The 20,491-nt window shown below is 43.4% G+C and carries 18 protein-coding genes; 13 read left to right on the top strand and 5 right to left on the bottom strand.

The window, feature by feature from the left end:
• Positions 1–260 precede the first annotated feature (260 nt).
• Positions 261–1,568 carry a Na+/H+ antiporter NhaA gene (nhaA, locus tag MusilaSJ_RS22395; protein WP_274987008.1) on the top strand — a complete coding sequence of 436 codons (1,308 nt, stop codon included), beginning with the start codon at positions 261–263 and terminating at the stop codon, positions 1,566–1,568.
• Between the two features lie 72 nt (positions 1,569–1,640).
• Here nhaA and MusilaSJ_RS22390 read toward each other — a convergent pair whose 3' ends face one another.
• The 5 genes from MusilaSJ_RS22390 to MusilaSJ_RS22370 form a co-directional block, all read right to left on the bottom strand.
• Positions 1,641–2,765, bottom strand: a complete 1,125-nt coding sequence (locus MusilaSJ_RS22390; RefSeq protein ID WP_274987007.1) for a glycoside hydrolase family 26 protein — start codon at positions 2,763–2,765, stop codon at positions 1,641–1,643.
• A 38-nt stretch (positions 2,766–2,803) separates the two neighbouring features.
• Positions 2,804–4,045 (bottom strand): AGE family epimerase/isomerase, encoded by a 1,242-nt coding sequence (locus tag MusilaSJ_RS22385; protein WP_274987006.1) that lies wholly within the window; start codon positions 4,043–4,045, stop codon positions 2,804–2,806.
• A gap of 267 nt (positions 4,046–4,312) precedes the next feature.
• A complete protein-coding gene (locus MusilaSJ_RS22380; RefSeq protein ID WP_274987005.1) occupies positions 4,313–5,509 on the bottom strand; it encodes a glycoside hydrolase family 130 protein in 1,197 nt (398 codons plus the stop codon).
• A gap of 10 nt (positions 5,510–5,519) precedes the next feature.
• Complete coding sequence (locus tag MusilaSJ_RS22375) at positions 5,520–7,352, bottom strand: sodium:solute symporter family protein (protein ID WP_274987004.1); 1,833 nt, start codon at positions 7,350–7,352, stop codon at positions 5,520–5,522.
• Positions 7,353–7,590: 238 nt separating this feature from the next.
• Positions 7,591–8,469: an AraC family transcriptional regulator gene (locus MusilaSJ_RS22370; RefSeq protein ID WP_274987003.1), complete on the bottom strand. Its 879-nt coding sequence runs from the start codon at positions 8,467–8,469 to the stop codon at positions 7,591–7,593.
• A gap of 786 nt (positions 8,470–9,255) precedes the next feature.
• On the opposite strand from MusilaSJ_RS22370, the gene MusilaSJ_RS22365 reads away from it, so the two are divergent.
• The 12 genes from MusilaSJ_RS22365 (at position 9,256) to MusilaSJ_RS22310 (ending at position 20,391) form a co-directional block, all read left to right on the top strand.
• Complete coding sequence (locus MusilaSJ_RS22365) at positions 9,256–10,065, top strand: MlaE family ABC transporter permease (protein WP_091166786.1); 810 nt, start codon at positions 9,256–9,258, stop codon at positions 10,063–10,065.
• 11 nt (positions 10,066–10,076) lie between these two features.
• A complete protein-coding gene (locus MusilaSJ_RS22360; protein ID WP_274987002.1) occupies positions 10,077–10,850 on the top strand; it encodes an ABC transporter ATP-binding protein in 774 nt (257 codons plus the stop codon).
• Between the two features lie 28 nt (positions 10,851–10,878).
• Complete coding sequence (locus MusilaSJ_RS22355; protein ID WP_274987001.1) at positions 10,879–11,865, top strand: MlaD family protein; 987 nt, start codon at positions 10,879–10,881, stop codon at positions 11,863–11,865.
• A 510-nt stretch (positions 11,866–12,375) separates the two neighbouring features.
• Positions 12,376–12,825, top strand: a complete 450-nt coding sequence (locus tag MusilaSJ_RS22350; RefSeq protein WP_274987000.1) for an SRPBCC family protein — start codon at positions 12,376–12,378, stop codon at positions 12,823–12,825.
• A gap of 249 nt (positions 12,826–13,074) precedes the next feature.
• A complete protein-coding gene (locus MusilaSJ_RS22345) occupies positions 13,075–13,569 on the top strand; it encodes a sigma factor-like helix-turn-helix DNA-binding protein (protein WP_274986999.1) in 495 nt (164 codons plus the stop codon).
• A complete protein-coding gene (locus tag MusilaSJ_RS22340; RefSeq protein ID WP_274986998.1) occupies positions 13,553–14,047 on the top strand; it encodes a hypothetical protein in 495 nt (164 codons plus the stop codon). The genes MusilaSJ_RS22345 and MusilaSJ_RS22340 overlap by 17 nt, the downstream gene beginning before the upstream one ends.
• 148 nt (positions 14,048–14,195) lie before the next feature.
• On the top strand, positions 14,196–14,750 hold the full coding sequence (locus tag MusilaSJ_RS22335; RefSeq protein ID WP_274986997.1) for a DUF1572 family protein: 555 nt from the start codon (positions 14,196–14,198) through the stop codon (positions 14,748–14,750).
• Between the two features lie 137 nt (positions 14,751–14,887).
• Entirely contained in the window at positions 14,888–15,208 is a 321-nt protein-coding gene (locus MusilaSJ_RS22330) for an ArsR/SmtB family transcription factor (RefSeq protein ID WP_090528388.1), read from the top strand.
• Positions 15,205–16,170: an SRPBCC domain-containing protein gene (locus tag MusilaSJ_RS22325; RefSeq protein ID WP_274986996.1), complete on the top strand. Its 966-nt coding sequence runs from the start codon at positions 15,205–15,207 to the stop codon at positions 16,168–16,170. The genes MusilaSJ_RS22330 and MusilaSJ_RS22325 overlap by 4 nt, the downstream gene beginning before the upstream one ends.
• Positions 16,171–16,479: 309 nt before the next feature.
• Positions 16,480–18,009 carry a glutamine-hydrolyzing GMP synthase gene (guaA, locus tag MusilaSJ_RS22320; protein WP_091166967.1) on the top strand — a complete coding sequence of 510 codons (1,530 nt, stop codon included), beginning with the start codon at positions 16,480–16,482 and terminating at the stop codon, positions 18,007–18,009.
• Positions 17,966–19,222 (top strand): ABC transporter substrate-binding protein, encoded by a 1,257-nt coding sequence (locus MusilaSJ_RS22315; protein WP_274986995.1) that lies wholly within the window; start codon positions 17,966–17,968, stop codon positions 19,220–19,222. The genes guaA and MusilaSJ_RS22315 overlap by 44 nt, the downstream gene beginning before the upstream one ends.
• Complete coding sequence (locus MusilaSJ_RS22310) at positions 19,219–20,391, top strand: RsmB/NOP family class I SAM-dependent RNA methyltransferase (protein ID WP_274986994.1); 1,173 nt, start codon at positions 19,219–19,221, stop codon at positions 20,389–20,391. Before MusilaSJ_RS22315 ends, MusilaSJ_RS22310 begins: the two co-directional genes overlap by 4 nt.
• Positions 20,392–20,491 lie beyond the last annotated feature (100 nt).

Raw genomic sequence — 20,491 nt, 5'->3', positions numbered from 1 at the left:
TCGCGTTTAAAATAATTCGATTTGTTTTACTGATCTCATACTGAAAAATTTCTACACAAATGCTTTGCAGCGCTCCACAATTAATTGAATTACACGAATCTTAAATTGATTCAATTCGTGTAATTCGATTAATCCGTAAAAATTAGTGTGAAAATTTTTCATTTATTGTTTTTCAATCCGCATGTGGTTAAAAGCGATTTCCCTGAATCGACAGGTCGCCTCACCAAAAAATCAAACTTAATTCCTTATTTTAGGCATCTATGAAACAAAGCTACCCCATTGATAAAATCACGCAGCCGGTAAGCAAATTCATAAATCAGGAACATACCGGCGGCATAGTACTTTTTATCAGCGTAATTGCGGCTATCATATGGGTAAATTCGCCTTTTCAGCACAGTTACCACCAACTTTGGGAACTCAAACTATCGCTTGGTTTTGATAAATATGTTTTAAACCATCCCCTGCACCTTTGGATCAACGACGGCCTTATGGCTTTGTTTTTCTTTGTGATAGGCCTCGAGTTAAAACGCGAGTTCATGGCCGGCGAACTATCCTCTGTAAAAAAAGCTTCATTACCGATGTTTGCCGCGTTGGGCGGAATGCTGGTGCCTGCTTTCATCTTTTTCCTTTTTAATACCGGTAAGCCATCGGCCCATGGCTGGGGGATCCCGATGGCTACAGATATAGCCTTCGCGCTGGCTTTACTATCTATGGCGGGCAAACATATTCCATCCTCTGTAAAAGTTTTCCTGTCAGCATTGGCCGTTGCCGATGACCTTGGCGCTGTTTTAGTTATTGCTCTTTTTTACAGCAGTCACATAGCGCTTGTGCCGCTTACCTTTGGGGTTTGGCTGCTGGTGCTGCTGCTTATCGGCAATAAAATGGGGATCAGGAGTACCGCTTTTTATTTGATCATAGGCTTCGCTGTTTGGATAGCTTTTTTACTTTCAGGCGTCCACGCAACCATCGCGGGTGTATTGGTGGCTTTTACCATTCCTGCCCGCACCCGCATCAGCGAGATCAGTTACACCCAATCTGTAAAGCAATACCTTACCGATTTTGAAAACGAGCAGCCCAACAACAGCACACTTATAACGCCCGAACAGCACCACATTATTGATAAAATAAAAAAGCTGAGCCTTGACGCCGAAACACCACTGCAAAAAATTGAACACATCCTGCACCCCTGGGTAGCTTTCGTCATCATGCCGCTTTTTGCTTTGGCTAATGCCGGGATTATTGTTGGCCATGACTTTTTCTCGTCACTGGCCAATCCCGTTAGCATGGGTGTAGCTATAGGCCTGCTTGCCGGCAAGTTTACAGGTGTATTGCTTTTTACCTGGCTTATGGTAAAATTTGGCGCACAACTACCCGCAGGCTCATCCTGGAAACAAATGACAGGTGTGGCTTTGCTTGCAGGCGTAGGTTTTACCATGTCCCTTTTTATATCGGCATTAGCCTTTGACCATGCCGAAATGATTGACCAGGCCAAATATGGCATTTTACTGGCTTCGTTGCTGGCGGGAATATCGGGGGTAGCTGTTTTAAGCAAAAAGCCGAAGGCTTAAAGCATAAAGCCAAAATGAATGTATTATCCACCTCCTCTATGAACCATGAACTATCATCCATGAACCGCAAGGCTACTGCTTCCAATTTGGCTTACCATAAATCCCCAATAATGTTATGCGGTTTTGGAAAATGGTTTGCGGGTTGTTATAAAACTTTATAAAATCACCGGCACTGGTTTGGCCGGGGTATGGCACGTAATAATGATGATCGTTTCCGTTGCGCCATGCCATTATGTAGGATACTTTATGCTTAGCGAGGGTTTGCAGTAATATATCCGTCCACCAGTTGGGCATGGGGATACCTTCATATCCCGTTTCGGGCAGGCATGCTATTTTATGGTGTTTTGCAGCGATGCCATCAATAATGGCAAGGCGTTGATCCAGCTTGGCTTGAAAACGCTCAACCCTTTGCGTACAATAATTATCAAAGCCTATAAAATCCGCATAAGCATCGCCGGGATACCGTTCCAAAAACTCATCTTCCGATTCAAAATCGGCCGCGGAGTATACAATGAGCAGGTTATGCAGCTTCTTTTTATCCCGCAGGTAATCGATAGTAAAACGCCACAGGATTTTAAATTCATCGGGGGTACAGGTGTTTTTGCACCACCAAAACCAATTGCCCGTAAGTTCATGAAATGGCCGGAACAATATCGGGATAGCCTCGCCTTCCGGACCTTTCATGTCAGCTAAATAATTGGCCGCACGATCAAGATACTCAACGTATACATCATGAAAAGCGCCGCCGGGGATAAGATCTTTTACGGCATGCTGTGTGGTATCCCAGGCGGTTTTGCCATTGGCCGGGTTATCCATATGCCAGCAAAATGTATTGATGCCGCCGCGCGCGTAAACGTCCTTAACAAACTGCTTCTGCTGTTCAAAGGCGATTCCGTTAATATCATGAATGCTGTCGTGCTCAATCCTGGCCAAATCCCAGCCATACAGGGCCGGGTATGATCCGGTAACACTCTTAACATCTGAGCGGCCCGGTTCATTACGCCATCCCACACCATAAGCCAGGTCATCGTGGTGACCAAATATTACCCCTACGTTAAGCAGGCGCTGCATACTGTAAAAAAGCTGCCGGGTTTCGGTTGTGGCGTGTTTATCGGCAGGTTCAAACAGTTGCGCCATAGCGGTTGAACTATGGAACAGCAGGTATAAAACAGCAATCCTTCTAAAAAATTTTATCATAATCACTGCCGCTAAGTTAAACCATTTGAAGCCTTGCTTTATCGCTCATTTATCGGGCCTATACGCCTGATAATTTCAATGCATGCACGGCTGTTATGATAGGGGCATTTCCAAAGCCCTGCTTTGTCCTCGCCAGGCATAGTACTGCCATCGGCCCCAACGCCCCAAACCCATTCACCATGCTGTTTATCCAGTATTTTATCTTTTATAAAAGCCCAGTTTTTAAGGACCAAATTAAAGTATTTATCATTACCGCTAATCTGCCAGGCGTTGTAAAAACCTACCATAGCTTCGGCCTGTACCCACCAGTGTTTTTCTTTGATGAGATGATCATCTGCCGGTTCATATTCATACCATAAGCCACCATCAACATCTAAACCTTGTACAGTTGCTTCTGCTATCGCCATACAAATGCTGCTGACCTTTGTAATCATTTCCTGATTGCCGATAACTTCGGCGGCCTCCAGTAAAAGCCATGTGGCTTCAATATCGTGCCCATACGATATGGTTTCCGACCGGCGGTTCCAGTCTTCATCAAAAAACAGTACGAGGTGCCCGGTTTCAGCATCAATAAAATGCTCTAAAAAGTTACTGATCAGGGTTTCAATCTGCCGCTTAAGTCCGTCATCGGGCCAGATGCGGTACAGGTTGGTATAAGCTTCCAGTACGTGCAGATGGGTGTTCATGGTCTTTTTCTCGTTGGCATCCTTAGCGCTTAGCCTAAGATCGCCGAGCGGCTGCCAATCGCGCGTGAAAGCTTCCAGATAACCCGTTTTATCCTTGTCGTAACTTTTATTGATCAAAAGATGATAGAGGCCGATGGCTTTCTGCTTTACCCTTTCCGATTTCGAAGCTATATAATATTCACTCAGCGCGTAAATGGTAAAGGCATTGGCATATACCTGTTTTTTAGTATCCGGCATATTGCCTTTATAATCAACCGACCAATACACGCCGCCAAATTCATCATCAACAAAATGAGCTTTGATATAATCGTAGGCCCGCTTAGCTGCCTGTAAATAAGCTTCATCAGGATTTTGATTATAAGCAGCGGAGAAACTCCACAGGATGCGCGCGTTTAAGACCGAACCTTTGGGGGCACCGGGAGTAACCTGGTTATCATTGTTGATCTTGCCCCAAAAACCACCGTTTACATCATCTACAGTATGATTGAGCCAATAATTGAGGATATTTTTCAGCTCACCTGTTAGCTCAGTGCTGAAGATAGCAAGCTGATGATTTGAAATATTGGTTATCGGCATGGACATGTTATTGATCATAGTATAGGCATATCTTCTCCATAGCAGCTTCTAACGAGCTATTGAGTGGTGTTTGGTTAGATGTTTTGTAATTAGTTCGGCTTAGCATTGAAGTCTTTCGTCGCTTGAAGAGAACACACCCCTCCACCCCTCTCGAGAGGGGAATCGCACCGCCCCTGCTTAAAAAGATTATTTTACAGCCATCTTTAACTCCCCTCTTGAGAGGCGCGTTGGACGGTGTAGAAGCAGGGGTGTGTTCTTTACCTTCAGGCACTTATAAATCCCCGTTCAGGCACCGGCTCCCTGTAACAGACTTAAACCTTTATTTTTATCGATAATATTATACACTGCCTGTACCGATGAGGCCGAACGCAAACCATCGGCCGGTGTGTTCATGGCATAGTCAATCAGTTTATCAATTGTAGTAGTGGCTACATGCATGCGGGTATCTGAGGACGCATAATAAACATAAACCGATCCGTTATCATCAGCTATCCAGCCATTACAGAACACTACATTTGATACATCGCCGATACGCTCCTCACCAACCGGGGCTAAAAAATAACCTGCCGGTTGGTAAAGTACTTTAGTAAGGTCATAAAGGTCGGTCATAAACATGTACAACACATAACGTAAACCAGCAGCTGTATTGCGTACGCCATGCGCCAGGTGCAGCCAGCCTTTTTCCGTTTTGATTGGCGCCGGGCCCTGGCCATTCTTGGCTTCGTAAACGGTATGGTAGCTTTTATTGTGAATGATAGTTTCATGGTCAACAACGGCGTTCTCCATAGTATCGCACAAGCCAAAACCTATTCCACCGCCGGTCCCCGCGCTGATAAAACCATCCTGCGGACGGGTATACAAGGCATACTTACCATTAACAAACTCGGGATGTAATACCACGTTGCGCTGCTGGGGCGAGTTGGTTTTCAGATCGGGCAGGCGCTCCCATTTTACCAGGTCCCTGGTACGCGCGATACCGCAGGCCGCTATCGCCATCGACTGATCATATGAAGGGGCTTCGGGGTCACGGCGCTCGGTACAAAACAGACCGTAGATCCAGCCATCTTCATGGCGGGTAAGGCGCATATCGTACACATTGGTATCGGGTTCATCGGTTTGCGGCAGCTCAACCGGGTAATCCCAAAATTTAAAACCATTGATCCCATCAGCACTTTCGGCTACCGCGAAAAATGATTTACGGTCGGCGCCTTCAACCCTTGCTACCATCAGGTATTTGCCGTTAAACTTTATAGCGCCGGCATTAAAAACGGCGTTAATACCAAAACGTTCCATTAAATGAGGGTTGGTTTTAGCATCAAGATCATACCGCCACTCAAGCGGGGTATGGGCGGCAGTAAGCACAGGATATTTAAACCGGCAAAAAATACCGTTGCCTGTTTCCTCAACCTGATTTTGCCGGTTAATCAATTGCGCTTGTTCGGCCTGTAGTTGAACGAGCCTTTGGTTAAATTCCTGCGTCATATAGTTTTTATCAATAGTCTTTTAATTTATTCCACCAGGTTTTTTTCAGTATGGCGATGGTGACCACCAGCATAGCTACGGTAACTACAAGCGATGTTTTTTGTGCCAGTATCAGGTACATGGGCAATATGGTAAGGCAGCATTGTGTAATAGTGCCCACAACCACGTTGAACATGTTAAGCTTAAAGTTTTTGTTGGGTACAAATGATGGATCTTTCTCCATTACCAAAGCCTTAACAGGGCCCCAAAAGCCCCATGGCCTTACAGTTGTATAAAACGACCGCAACACGATCATATCCGTTGGCGCCGTAGCGTACGAGCCGATAACCGAGCCTCCCAGCGAGATGGCAAACAGCACCGGGAACCAGTACAACAGTTGGACCGAAGGGATAATGAGCGAGAATATCATGGCTGACAAAATCCCCGAAAGCATCCCGTAAAAAAAGCCGTTGGCATTAAAGCGCCACCAATGCCATTTAAGTACGTTACTGGCTATATAACCGCCATAAAGTGCCGATACTATCCATTGCAGCACACTATTAACATCCTTTACAAAAAAGCCCAGTATCACGCCTACCGCTACCACAAAAACGCCTACCAGGTAATTGGCGGTGATGATTTTTTTGGTAGATGCCTTTGGGTTGATGTATTTGAGGTAAATATCATTCACAATATAAGCCTGCGCCGCGTTCATGGTACCGCTAAAGGTGCTCATAAAAGCCCCAAGCAAACCAGCCAGCAACAAACCAACCAAACCAACCGGCAAAAAATTATTGATCACGGCCGGCAGGATGCGTTCAAAATCAATAGCTCCTTTGGCATCTTTCAAATCCATTTGATGATAAAAAAGTACGCCCAGTATAGTTAAACTCACAATGAGCGAATAACGGATAGGCAGCAGGATGATATTTACAAAGCCGCTCATTTTGCTGGCCTCTTCGGGCGAGCGGGTGGAGAGGATCTTTTGCATATCATAATTAGGTGCAGGCCCGGCCACTGCCGCGAAGAAGCCTTTAAAAGTCATCATCATAAAAAACAGGCCGAACAGCGAATAACCATCTTCTTTGATCTTATTATTTACCTCGTTGATGATCCCCGTCCAGCTGAGACCCAGATTTTTACCAAAAAAAGGGCTATACCAGCCATCGGGCACATTGAGGTGGTTGCCGCTGAGTTTGCCTGCAGCTATGAAACTGATCCATACGCAGGCTACCGTCATGATGCCATACTTGATCATATCGCCCAGTACAATACTGTGCATACCGCCTATGATAGAGTAAAACATAGCAAACAACGTAAATATGATCCCGTACATATGCGGTACATACTGAGGCGCCACGCTGAAAGGCACATAAGCTTTAACCAAATCCCAGGGGATAAATATTTCAATGAACTTGCCCAAACCAATAAACCCATAAGCCAGGAAGCCAAAACAGCTTAACAGCGCGAAAGCGATAACTACCACATTTGACCCTGTTACCCCCGGCCCGGTTTTACCGAAGCGCGTTGCCAGCCACTCGGCACCTGTTGCCGCGTTTGAGCGGCGCAGCCAGCGCGACAGGTACATCATTAAAAACACCTGGTTAAATACCGGCCACAACCAGGGGATCCAGATGCTTTTCATGCCATAAACAAAGCAGAGGCTTACCATCCACATGGTGCCGCTGATGTCGAACATATCGGAGGCATCGCTTAAACCCAGTTTATACCAGGGTAAAGATTTACCGCCCAGCATATAGCTTTCCTTATTTTCGCGGGCCTTTTTACGGTACCATAAACCAATAAAAATGGTGCTCAGCAGGTATAAAACTATAATGGCAACATCAAGTAAGTGTAACTTCATCTTGTCTGAATCAGAATTTACAGAATTTTTGAATTAACAGAATTAAAATAATCCGGTACATAAAGGCTGATACGGTGGCGTTCAAGCATTCTGAAAATTCTTAAATTCTGATCGTAACTGTCATTACTCAAAAATGAATTTATTATCAGCAACTTTATAATACTTTTTTAACCTTATATTTAACTTTATCGATAGGCTGATACATTTTTAACCAGCCACAAAGCCAAATAAATACCAGTTAAATAAATACGCGGTTTCCGGTATAGGTTTCCCTGAATTCTTTGGGGATACACATTTTTTTACGTTTAAAGATCCTGTTGAAATTGGAGATATTGTTAAAGCCGCATTTATAGGCAATTTCGGCCACGGTGGTCGTGGAGTCAATAAGCATCCTGGAAGCATGCCCAAGCCTGATCTCGTTCAAACTGTCAATAAAGGTTTTGCCCGTGCGCTTTTTAATAAACCTGCTAAATGAAGCTTCGGGCATATTGGCAATTTTAGCTACTTCGGCAAGGGTGATTTGCTTGTTATAGTTAATATTCATGTGCTCAAACACTTTTTCAATGCGGCGGCTGTTGTAGTAAAACTTCTCGTTTGTAAAGCTTGGATCCGACAGCATTTTCATATTGCGGGAAATTGACAGGTCATGAAGAATGGACAGAAGCTCCAATACAGAGTCAAAACCGCTTTTTTTATCCAGCTGCAGAATCCTGTCCTTAAGCGCGTAAATGGTTTCCGATGAGAAAGAGATCCCCCTTTGCGAGCGCTCCAGCATGCTTTTTACAAAACTTAACTGGTTACGTTTCAAAAATTTTTCATCAAACAGATCCTTATGAAACTGAATTGTAACCTCGGTTATATCTTCGCTTTGACATTGGTGCGTAAACCAGGCATGGTATAAGTTTGGGCCTATCAGCGCAAGCTCTACTTCTTCAATAACCTCAATATGGCCACCTACCACTCTTTTGGCTCCCTTGGCGTTGATAATTAAATTAAGCTCGTATTCGTCATGATAATGAAGCGGAAAGTCAAATTTCTTTTTTACCCTCGAAAAAATAGTAAAACAATCACTTGGCGTTAGTGGAGTTATCTCCCGCATTACATTACTTGTAGTCATAAAATCCCAAAAAATAAGTTTACTAATTAATGATACTAATTTAACACTTTTATACTTTCAAAATGTCAATTAAACAATTAATTATTAATTTTCGTTACCTCATTGCGTATTATGCCCCCTTACAGCACTGTAACCAATTAAAATGTGCCTGTAGGGTTTAACGTTATTTATATGGCAAAATCAAAGTTCGCCCCAGTATCTGATAACCTGCTGTTAATATCAAGCCGTGAAAACTCACATGAATTTGGCAGCGCGTTTTAAAATGCCCGGCAATACAGTATAATATAAGGCAACTTATCAAAATTTTACACTTCATTAACTAATATTTTAGGGACTGTACTGCGCTATATAAATTTTAACTTTTAGGTTTGCAGACAAATTGGTTTAAACATTTAACCCAAACGGTCAAAGGTTTATTTAGCCGTAATTTAATCTGTCATTAATACTGTATTGATAATTTGCCGGCAGAGATTTTGGCCGGCCTTTTGCTACAGCATTTTATAATTGATTTATTATCAAATGTACATTTAATGCACGGGCAAGATATAATACTTTTTTTTCATTATTTAGTTTTAAATTACCAAAAACGTTTAAATTGCTACTGTAAACGCTCAAAATAAAGCATCGGCACCTAATACTTTTATGTCATTTTACCAAATTAAACAAACTATTTTTAAAACGATTTAAAAAGTTGCCTAAGTATCTTAATGAAATAAAACGCAGTACGGCAAACAAACACCTGCGGGTTTTGTAGAGTAACCGTACGCATATACAAGTACATTTTTAATGGACAATACGCAAAGCATAACCAGGCATACAAACAAAAGATTCGTGAAGCTTAAACAAAGCCTGAGCGACTTTTTTTTAACGCTTTATCGCATAAACCAGTTTATCATCCGCTTTTTTAAAGAAGCTTTTGTACCGCCTTTTGAACTTAAGGAAGTTATACGCCAGTGTTATGAAGTAGGCGTACGTTCATTTACCCTGATATCGGTTACGGGTTTTATTGTAGGGGTGATATTTACCAAGCAATCAAGGCCTTCATTATCACAATTTGGCGCCGAATCGTGGTTGCCCTCGCTGGTATCCATAGCCATTATGCGTGCGTTGGCGCCATTGGTTACCGCACTTATAGCATCCGGAAAAGTAGGCTCAAGTATAGGGGCTGAATTGGGATCGATGCGCGTTACCGAGCAGATAGACGCCATGGAAGTATCCGGCACCAAACCATTTAAATACCTGGTATGTACCCGCGTACTGGCTACCACGCTTACTATTCCAATTTTATCAACCTATACAGGCTTTGTGGCTTTATTTGGCGGGTATTTAAATGTAACCATGAACGAAGGCACCACCTGGACAACTTTTATACAGGAAGTTTTTGAGCCATTAACCTTTACCGATTTTGTGGCATCGCTTATAAAATCAATTGTATTTGGCTTTACTATTGGCATTGTAGGCTGTTACCAGGGCTACAATTCAAACAAAGGAACAGAAGGCGTAGGTAAAGCGGCAAACGGCGCGGTAATTACCGCCATGTTCCTGGTGTTTATTGAAGAAGTTATTATTGTACAGATAACCGGCTGGTTCCGCTAATTTATGGAGATATGAAAAAGGCAGCAGTACAGGCAGATCATAATAACCCGGTTATCAGCATCAGGGGCTTAAAAAAAGCTTTCCAGGATTATGCCGTGCTCCGCGGTATCGACCTTGACCTTTACCAGGGCGAAAACCTTGTGGTGCTTGGCCGCTCAGGTACAGGTAAGTCGGTATTGATCAAGATCATATCGGGCCTGCTTAAGCCCGATGAGGGCATGGTAAAAGTATTTGGCCAGGATATCGCTCATATTACCGAAGATGACTTACAGAAATTACGCATCCGTATAGGCTTTTCGTTTCAGAACAGTGCTTTATACGATAGTATGACCGTGCGTAAAAACCTGGAGTTCCCGTTGGTGCGTAACAAACGTAACCTTACCCGCGGGGAGATCAACACCGCGGTTGAAACGGTACTTGACGCGGTTGGACTTTCGCAAACCATTAACCAGATGCCGTCTGAGCTTTCGGGCGGGCAGCGTAAGCGTATCGGCATTGCACGCACACTGATCCTGAACCCTGAGGTTATGCTGTATGATGAACCCACCGCCGGCCTCGACCCTATCACCTGTATCGAAATCAATGACCTGATTAACGAGGTGCAGCAGCGTTACAATACATCATCCATCATCATAACACATGATCTGACCTGCGCCAAGCAAACCGGCGACAGGATAGCCATGCTCTTAGACGGGCAGTTTCAGCGCACCGGCACTTTCGACGAGGTGTTTAACACCACCGATAGCCGGGTGAAACCATTTTACGATTACAACTTTATTGAATAACAACAATTAGATAAGATATACCATTATCATGGATCCAGCAGAAAAAAGAAAATCGATCATAGTAGGCATATTCCTGGCACTTGGGCTCATATTGTTTATATTGGGTGTATTTACCCTGGGCGGCCAGCAAAAGGCTTTTGTTAAAAATATAAATCTAAGCTCGGTATTTACCGATGTTGCCGGCTTAAAGAAAGGCAACGCGGTTTGGTTTTCGGGCGTTAAGGTTGGCACCATCAGCAATATCAAGTTCATTGGCCCGTCAAAGGTGGAGGTATATATGAATGTAGACCAGGCCACCCAGCAATACATCCGCCGCAATGCGATGGCCAAGATAGGATCGGACGGTTTGATAGGTAATAAAATTATTGTGATAGAAGGCGGCAGCGCGCAGGCACCGGTAATTGAAAATGGCGACATACTGCAATCCGAAAAAATGCTCTCGACCGATGACATGCTTAAAACCCTGCAGGATAATAACCAAAACCTGTTGGCCATTACCAATGATTTTAAATTATTAAGTCATAACATATTGCAGGGCAAAGGCACAGTTGGCGCCCTGCTGGCCGATAGCACTATGGCTATCCAACTGCGAGGCGCCATGCGCAACCTGCAAGCCACCACTCAAAGCGCGGCTTTAATGGCGGTACAGCTTGACCAGTTTAGCCGTAAAATGAACACCAAAGGCGGCCTTGCCGATAAAATGCTTACCGATACAGCTACCTTTGCCCAAATCAAACAGGCGGTAGGCCAACTGCAGCAAACTGCAGCCAATGCTTCTACGCTTACCAGCAACCTTACCAGGGCAAGTAACAAGCTTAACACTACCGATAATGCCCTGGGCGTACTATTGAACGATCCTAAAGCGGCAGTGCAAACACAATCGGCGATTAACAACCTCCAGGCAGCATCTATTAAATTAAATGATGATCTGGAAGCCGTTCAACATAACTTTTTTCTGAGAGGTTTTTTCAAGAAGAAAGAAAAAGCAAAAGCTGATAGTTTGAAGGGGAAATAGTAATTACTTAAAAACTTATTTCTATTCCCTTTTTGAGTGACTACTGTTCGCAGATTACCTTCTATAAAAAATGTCGTTTCGATAGAGCCGGGGTGGGCATAGGTACCGGGGCGAAAGAGAAATCTTATACACTTTGCTAAGCGGCCTTTCAAAGTTTATCAGGCGTATAAGATTTCTCACTCGTTCCTCGTTTCGACAATTACTTTGTTTGATAATCCTCTCAAAAAAATGCGTCCCGTATCTCACCCCGGAACGCAATCTCGACAACATCTCATTGATATCGATCAACTAAACCAGGTTAAATCTCAACCTGTATTTTTAGTATACACGCATATCGTGCCATTGTTTTAAATAATTAAAAACCAATATCTTAAGCAAAAACCCGTTCGCTCCAACTGCCTGAATCTGCACATATCATGTTCAATTACGGTCATATAATCGGTTAACGCTGGTCTTTCCCATTTTTAAATTTTATTTTCACCTCAGCTCCTAATCAACTACCAGGGAAACATGACAGACAGTTCATCATATGAAACAGAAATAAATAAAACGGTTAATATTATTGCCCCTGTTTCAAAGGTGTGGGATGCCATGACAAATCCGGCATTAATTAAACTATGGATGTCTGATTCAGCAATTGATGTGATATCCGACTGGCAGGTTGGAAGTCCAATAATTTTCCGGGGGGATCTGCACTGGATAAGTTTTGAAAACAAGGGCACTATCCGGCAATTCGACCCCGAAAAGGTTTTTCAATATAATTATTGGAGTTCGCTTTCAAACCTGCCCGATATACCTGAAAATTACACAGAAGTCCGTTTTGTATTAACCCCTGTTGAAGATAAGACAATGGTTATATTAACCTTAAATAATTTTCCGGACGAAATAATTTACAAGCATGTTAATTTTTACTGGAATGTAACACTTGGCATATTAAAAAAATTGTGTGAACAATTATAAACTAATGCTAAAACTCATACAAAGCATTTAATAGCAAATTTTCACTATTAAGCGCCATAAATTCATGCATGTTGTAGCCCGATAGTCGCCATCAATAATATTTATAACACAAATAATACGCCAGTGTTTGATCGCGTAGAACCCATCACTCTGCACACTCCTGCACAAATTCATTCATTAACTTAAAATATAATTTTTATATATTTGATTGAATACTGAACTTACACTATTCTTTAATTGACTCCTGATTTGAAGCCGCAGCTACAAACGCCTGCCCCCCTGAGCCAGAGCAGGGCGGCGGCTATACGAAACCTGTATGACAACTATGCTGCAACGCTTTTGGGCTATATTTTTGAGGTGGTGCAAAACCAGTTGATAGCTGAACAGTATCTTATTGCTGTTTTTAACAATGTACCTAACGAAATAGAAGAGCTTTCAAAAACGGGTGTAAACGTGTTTTGTCGCCTGCAAATAATGGCACGCCAAAAAATGGTTGATTTTTTTGAAACACCTGATAATGATACCGGCAAAAAAGCAGGGCAAAATATGCCATGGTTAAATAATAAACCTATTGCCCTGATGACGCCATTACAGCAACAGGTTTTTTGCGGTATTTATTATCAATGCAAAACAACATCGCATACTGCAAAAGAACTGAACAAAACAGAAGAAGAAATAAGGAAAATATTAAAAGAATGCTTTACCATTATCAGGAACGGGAGGTACGATGAAAAAATACATTGACAGCGGCATCCTTGAAGTTTTTGTAATGGGCGCAGCTACCGACGAGGAAGTAAACGAGCTGATGTATATGAAGGCCAAGCATCCGGAAGTGGATGAAGCCCTGAAGCAGCTGGAAACAGACATGAAAAAACTTGCGGGTGAAATGGCTATTTCACCTCCTCAGCATATGTGGGAACAGATAGAAGATGAGATAGACGGCCTTATCCATCAGGGAAATCCGGCGCAACCAATTAAATTCCGCACTTCAGATGGGGATGATAATAAGCATAAAAAAAAACCTCCCGAAGATCAGTTCATCCCGATTGAATCGGAATCGAACCATATGCGCCTGCATAAATCGTGGCGTTGGATCTTTGTAGCGGTGTTTGTGATAGGGAAGATCTTTTTAGGCTTCGCGATATATTTTTACCTTGAAAACCGACAAACCAAGCAACAATTGCAGGAGTTAAGAACCGAGATCAGGGAATTACGGAAGTAGCGATTAGAGGTTAAAAAGCAGTGGTTAGAGGTTAGAGGTTAGGCATCCGGTTTGTTAGTATAAGCTTTATCAATTAATTCACACCAACCAACAATCAATTTATTGTTTTATGCTTTTTGCATTCTGCTTTCAGCTGTAACTTTAACTTATGGAAAACGACTATCTAACCAGCGTAAAAAAGCAGTTTGCTTATTACAAATCCCTCGGCGAAAAAACGTTTGAACAACTTACCGACGAACAATTATATTGGCAATACAATCCCGAATCAAATAGCGTTGCCATGATTGTGAACCACATGGCAGGCAATATGATTTCCCGATGGACTGATATTTTTACTACTGACGGCGAAAAACCCACCCGTAACCGCGAAGCTGAATTTACTCCTTCTACCCCTGCCCGCCAAACAATTACCGAAACCTGGGAACAGGGATGGCAATGCCTTTTTGATACGCTTGATAAACTAACCGCTGAAGATCTCGATAAGATCATCTATATCCGCAACCAGGGCCATACGGTTATGGAAGCCATTAACCGACAGTTGGCCCATTACCCCTATCATGTTGGCCAGATCGTTTTTTTAGGTAAGATGCTTTGCAATGAAAACTGGCATTCATTATCTATCCCAAGGGGCCAATCTGAAAATTACAATGCAGATAAGTTTGCCAAAGAAAAACGGAAAGCTCATTTTACGGATGAAGAATAAGCCACTTACTTCCCTTTTATTAACGTCCTATTTCTTCGTTTGCTTGAAATACGAGTTTTAAAATATTTTTTTGAATAAATTTCCGCAACCGATTAATTGCATTTATATTTGCAATCGAACGGTTGCAAAAAGGTTTTATGAGAAGAGATGTATTTCAGGCCATTGCCGATCCTACCCGACGGGCCATTATTAGTTTGCTTGCTTTGCAGGCTATGACACCCAATGCCATTGCCGAACATTTTCAAAGCAGCAGGCAGGCTGTATCCAAGCATATTCAAATCCTGAGCGAATGTCAACTGGTTAATCAAAAACAAACAGGCCGCGAAATTTATTATCATTTTAACGCTCAAAAAATGAAAGAAGTGGATGTTTGGATGGATCAGTTCCGCGCCCTGTGGGAAACCCGTTTTAGCCAGTTAGATAACGTATTACAAAACCTAAAAAACAAACAGTCATGACAAACAACGAAGCCGTATTTACCAAAGACCTTCAAAACAAAAAGTTAAATGTGGTACGAACCTTTGACGCGCCACTCAATTTAGTATGGCAGGCATGGACCGAAAGTGAGATCCTTGACCAATGGTGGGCACCTCATCCCTATCGTACCGAAACCAAAACGCAGGATTTTAGGGAAGGCGGCTACTGGCTGTACCAGATGGTTGGCCCGGAGCATACTGAACATCCAACATGGTGTAAGGAAGAGTATAAAACCATTGTAGTTCCGCAAAAAATTGCCAATGCTGTTTCCTTTTGTGATGAAAATGCTGTAACCAATACCAATTTCCCTGTTATGAACTGGGAGAAGAACTTTACCGGCGAGGGTGAGCATACTACCGTTAACATCGATATCTATTTTGATAAAGTGGAAGATATGCAAACCATTGTTGGTATGGGCTTCCAGGAAGGCTTTACTGCCGGCTTAAGCAACCTTGATCATTACCTGAGCACAGCTTTCAGGATCAGGAAAGATCTGAAACCAGGCAACGCGGCAAGGGTTACCACTTATTTAAACTTCCCCGGAAACACTGAAGAGGCTTTAACCTTTTACAAAGAGGTTTTTAAGGGTGAGTTTACCGGCAAAAAACTTACGCGGTTCAGCGATATAGAGTTGCCTACTGAGGTCAGGATGAACGAAGCTGATAAAAAATTGATCATCCACGGCGAACTTACCATTATGGGAGGCCACGTACTGATGGCTACCGACGCGCCGGAGAGTATGGGCTTTAAACTGCAGACCGGCAATAATATGCACATCAACGTTGAACCCGAAAGCCGTGAAGAAACCGAGCGCTTGTTTAATGAACTTTCGGCCGGAGGTGTAGTCACTATGCCCTTGAGCGATATGTTCTTTGGCGCCTACTTCGCAGAGCTTACGGATAAGTTTGGGATTAACTGGATGTTGAATTATCAGAAGGTCTGAACCGGAATGTCTGAATCAGAATTTTCAGAATAAGTTCAGCCTATAAAAATTAGGTATCTACTTAACGTCCCATCAGGGTCTCTCGCAGAGGACCCTGATGTATACGCCATTCAGGTCCGCTGTTCAATCTACTTGCGCTGGTTTGCAACGAGCGCTTAACGTGGCTTAGCGATTGCATCGCGAATCGTATTACAAATACGAAACCATATTAAGCACTTATCACAGATGAGCGCAAGTTGAAAAAATCAGCGTAATCAACGAAATCAAAAAAATCACTATAAATCAGCGGTCAAAATCCTATCTTTGCCCATGCAAGAAAAAATCCTCATTCTTGACTTTGGTTCGCAATTCACCCAACTTATAGCGCGCCGTGTCAGGGAGCTCAATATTTATTGTGAGATCCACCCCTTCAATCATTATCCCGAAATTGACAGCACTGTAAAAGGTATCATCCTTTCCGGCAGCCCTTATTCTGTAAGGCAGGAAGATGCTCCTCATTTCGAATTTGAAAAATTTCATACCACACGCCCTATTTTAGGTGTTTGCTACGGTGCACAGTATGTTGCCCACTTCCACGGCGGCGAAGTGTTGCCTTCAAGTACACGCGAATACGGTCGCGCCAATCTGGAATATATCAAAAAGGAGAACCCATTATTTAAGGATGTTCCCGGTGGATCACAGGTATGGATGTCGCACGGCGATACCATTGCTACCATTGGCGATAACTTTGAGGTAATTGCCAGTACCGATAGCGTTAAAGTTGCCGCTTACCAGGTTACCGGTACCCAAACTTACGGCATCCAGTTTCACCCGGAAGTTACCCATAGCATTGATGGCAAGCAGTTGCTGCAAAACTTTTTGGTTGACATCTGCGGTTGCAAACAGGATTGGACCCCCGATTCGTTCATCGAGACCACCGTTGCCGCTCTTCGCGAAAAACTGGGCGATGATAAAGTAGTACTTGGCTTATCAGGAGGCGTTGATTCGTCGGTTGCCGCGGTATTGCTGCACCACGCCATCGGCAAAAACCTGCATTGTATCTTTGTTGATAACGGGCTTTTGCGCAAGGATGAGTTTGAGCAGGTGCTTGATTCATACCAGCATATGGGCTTAAACATAAAAGGCATCGATGCCAAACAACGTTTTTATGACGCGCTTGCCGGCTTAACCGATCCTGAAAAGAAACGTAAGGCTATCGGCCGGGTGTTCATCGAAGTATTTGATGATGCCGCGCATGAGGTACAGGATGTGAAATGGCTTGGCCAGGGCACTATTTATCCCGACGTTATCGAATCAGTATCAGTTAAAGGCCCTTCAGCTACCATCAAATCGCACCACAACGTAGGTGGTTTGCCCGACTTTATGAAACTTAAAGTTGTTGAGCCGCTTAACACTTTGTTTAAAGATGAGGTAAGGAAAGTTGGTAAAGCTTTAGGTATCGATCCTAATATTTTAGGTCGCCACCCTTTCCCGGGCCCGGGCCTGGCTATCAGGATTTTGGGAGACATTACACCTGAAAAAGTAGCGATACTACAGGAAGCTGATGCAATTTATATAAACAATTTACGTGCTGCCGGGGTTTACGATAAAGTTTGGCAAGCCGGCGCTATATTTTTACCGGTACAGTCGGTAGGCGTAATGGGCGATGAGCGTACTTACGAAAACGTGATCTGCCTCCGTGCCGTTGAATCGGTTGACGGGATGACCGCAGACTGGTGCCATTTACCGTACGATTTGCTGGCTAAGATCAGCAACGAGATCATCAACAACGTAAAAGGAATTAACCGGGTAGTATATGATATCAGTTCAAAACCACCGGCCACTATTGAGTGGGAATAAGTGGGTACCGTTTTTTTGCATAGCCTTGCTGCTGGCCGCGTGTTCACCCAAAACGCGGCCGGTAGCAACTACTGTAAAAAAACCGACTGATACCGAAAAAAAAACCGGCAATACTACCGAAAAACCATCAGAAAAGGCTTCGGAACAAAAGGTGGCTAATATAGCCATGATCCTGCCTTTGAATCTTGAACATTTAAATCCGGCTCAAAAATATAGCCCTATACAATTGAGCCAGGCTAATATCGCTGTTGAATATTACCAGGGATTTAAACTCGCCCTTGATTCGCTTACTGCTTACGGAAATAGCTATAAGCTACAGATCTTTGACTCGAGAGACGAAGCCATGCAGGCACATGACCTGGCTTTAAACTCGTTCGTCCGTTCAAGCGATTTGATAGTAGGCCCTGTTTTTCCGGATGGTATAAAGGCATTTTCCGGTGCGTTATCGTACTCAAAGGGACCAATTTTATCCCCTTTGTCTCCGGCTAATCCAACAACCATCAACAGCAAAAATTTAATTACTGTTATCCCGCCGCTGGAATACCATGCCTGGGGCGCTGCCGAATACATTAACAGAACGGTTAAGCCTAAAAAAATCTTCATTCTGCGTTCGGGCTTTAACCAGGAAAGTGATTACGCTATTAACTTTAAAAAGGCTATTGACAGTTTAAGCAAAAAGAAGGTAAAAGTTACCAATGTGTATGTGATACGCGGAAAACTCGGCAGCCTGCTTCCGCAGCTTTCTAAAACAGAAAAAAATGTATTTGTGATCCCTGCTACCGATCAGGCATTTTTAGGTGTAACCCTCCGGTCGTTAGATACATTGAACAAACATTACCCGGTTATGGTGTTTGGGCACCCGAGCTGGGAGAAGTTCAGCTTCCTGAAACCGCAACTTTTACAACGCCTGAACACGCATATCACCTCTACCGAAAAAATAAATTACAAAGCCGGGGCTACAACAACATTTTTACGTAACTATAGGCGTGCTTATCACGTTGAACCGACCGAATACGCCATTAAGGGTTTTGATGAAGGGCTATACTTTGGCAGGCAGCTTTTTGCCGACAAAGGCTTAGCTTCAATTAATGAAACTGATTTTACCGGCTTGCATAACAGCTTTCACTTTATAAAAAAGCCGGGGTTGGGCTGGATCAACACCCATGTAAAAATATTAATGTACACTAACTTTGAGCTAAAACAGGTAGAATGAAGGCCATAAATCAGCTTAAAACGTTTCAGCGAATTTTGGGTGAATACCCTGCCGATACGCCACTAAGTAAATTTTTACCCGGCTTTTACCGGCAAAACAAACAAATGGGTTCAACCGACAGGCGGGTGGCCAATCGGCTGGTATACAATTATTTTCGCCTGGGCAGGGCACTGCCAAATCTACCTGAAGATGAGCGACTGCTGGTTGCCGAATTTTTATGCAATACCCAAACTAACTCCTACCTGCAACACTTCAAACCCGAGTGGGCTGTATGTGTTGGTTTTAATGATGATGATAAACTCGCACTCGTAAAAACCACCTACCCCGATTTTAAACTGGAGGATGTTTTTCCCTGGAGCAGTCAGCTTTCGGAAGGGATTGATAAGGGAGCTTTTCTGAAGTCTTTCTTTTGCCAGCCCGATCTGTTTATCCGTGTGCGCAACGGTTATGATCATTTGGTAAAAGCCGAACTATCCAAAGCGGAGGTTGTTTTTAAGGATGAGGGCAACGGCTGTTATTCGCTGCCTAACGGCACACGTCTTGAAACCATATTTCCCAAACAACACTGGTTTGAGGTTCAGGACTATTCATCGCAGCAAACAGGGAATTATTTTAAGCCTCAGCGCTGGGATAGCTGGTGGGATGCATGCGCGGCGTCGGGCGGTAAATCGTTATTGCTGCATGAGGATGAGCCTAATATTAAACTGGTAGTATCCGATATCCGCGAATCCATACTGGCCAACCTCGATGAGCGTTTTCAATTGGCAGGCTTAACCAAATATCAGAAAAAAGCCCTCGACCTTACCCAAAATATTGATTCGGTGATGCATGATTATGCCTTTGACGGGATCATTCTTGATGCGCCCTGCAGCGGCTCAGGCACCTGGGGACGTACTCCTGAAATGATAGCCCAGTTTGATAATCATAAAATAGAGTTTTTCCAAAAGCTTCAGAAAAGCATCGCCCAAAACGTAGTAAAATACCTCAAGCCCGGCAAACCGCTCATCTACATCACCTGCTCTGCCTTTAAAGGCGAGAACGAAGATGTGGTTGACTACCTGGTACACGAGCTTGGTTTAAAGCTGGAAGAGAAAGCGGTATTAAAAGGTTACGAGCGTAAGGCGGATACCATGTTTGTGGCGAGATTGAGCCCCTCTCCAATTACGTAATAACATATATAATTGCTGCCGTCGCTCGGCTCCAGCCGAGTGACCACTATTAAGCGGCGTCTCGCCGCCGAATTGCTAAGCCATTTAAGCGCGCAGGCCA

The sequence above is a fragment of the Mucilaginibacter sp. SJ genome, assembly GCF_028993635.1.
Lineage (GTDB): Bacteria > Bacteroidota > Bacteroidia > Sphingobacteriales > Sphingobacteriaceae > Mucilaginibacter.
The sequence above is the reverse complement of the archived record's forward strand: the minus strand, read 5'-3'. Positions and strand labels throughout refer to the sequence as shown.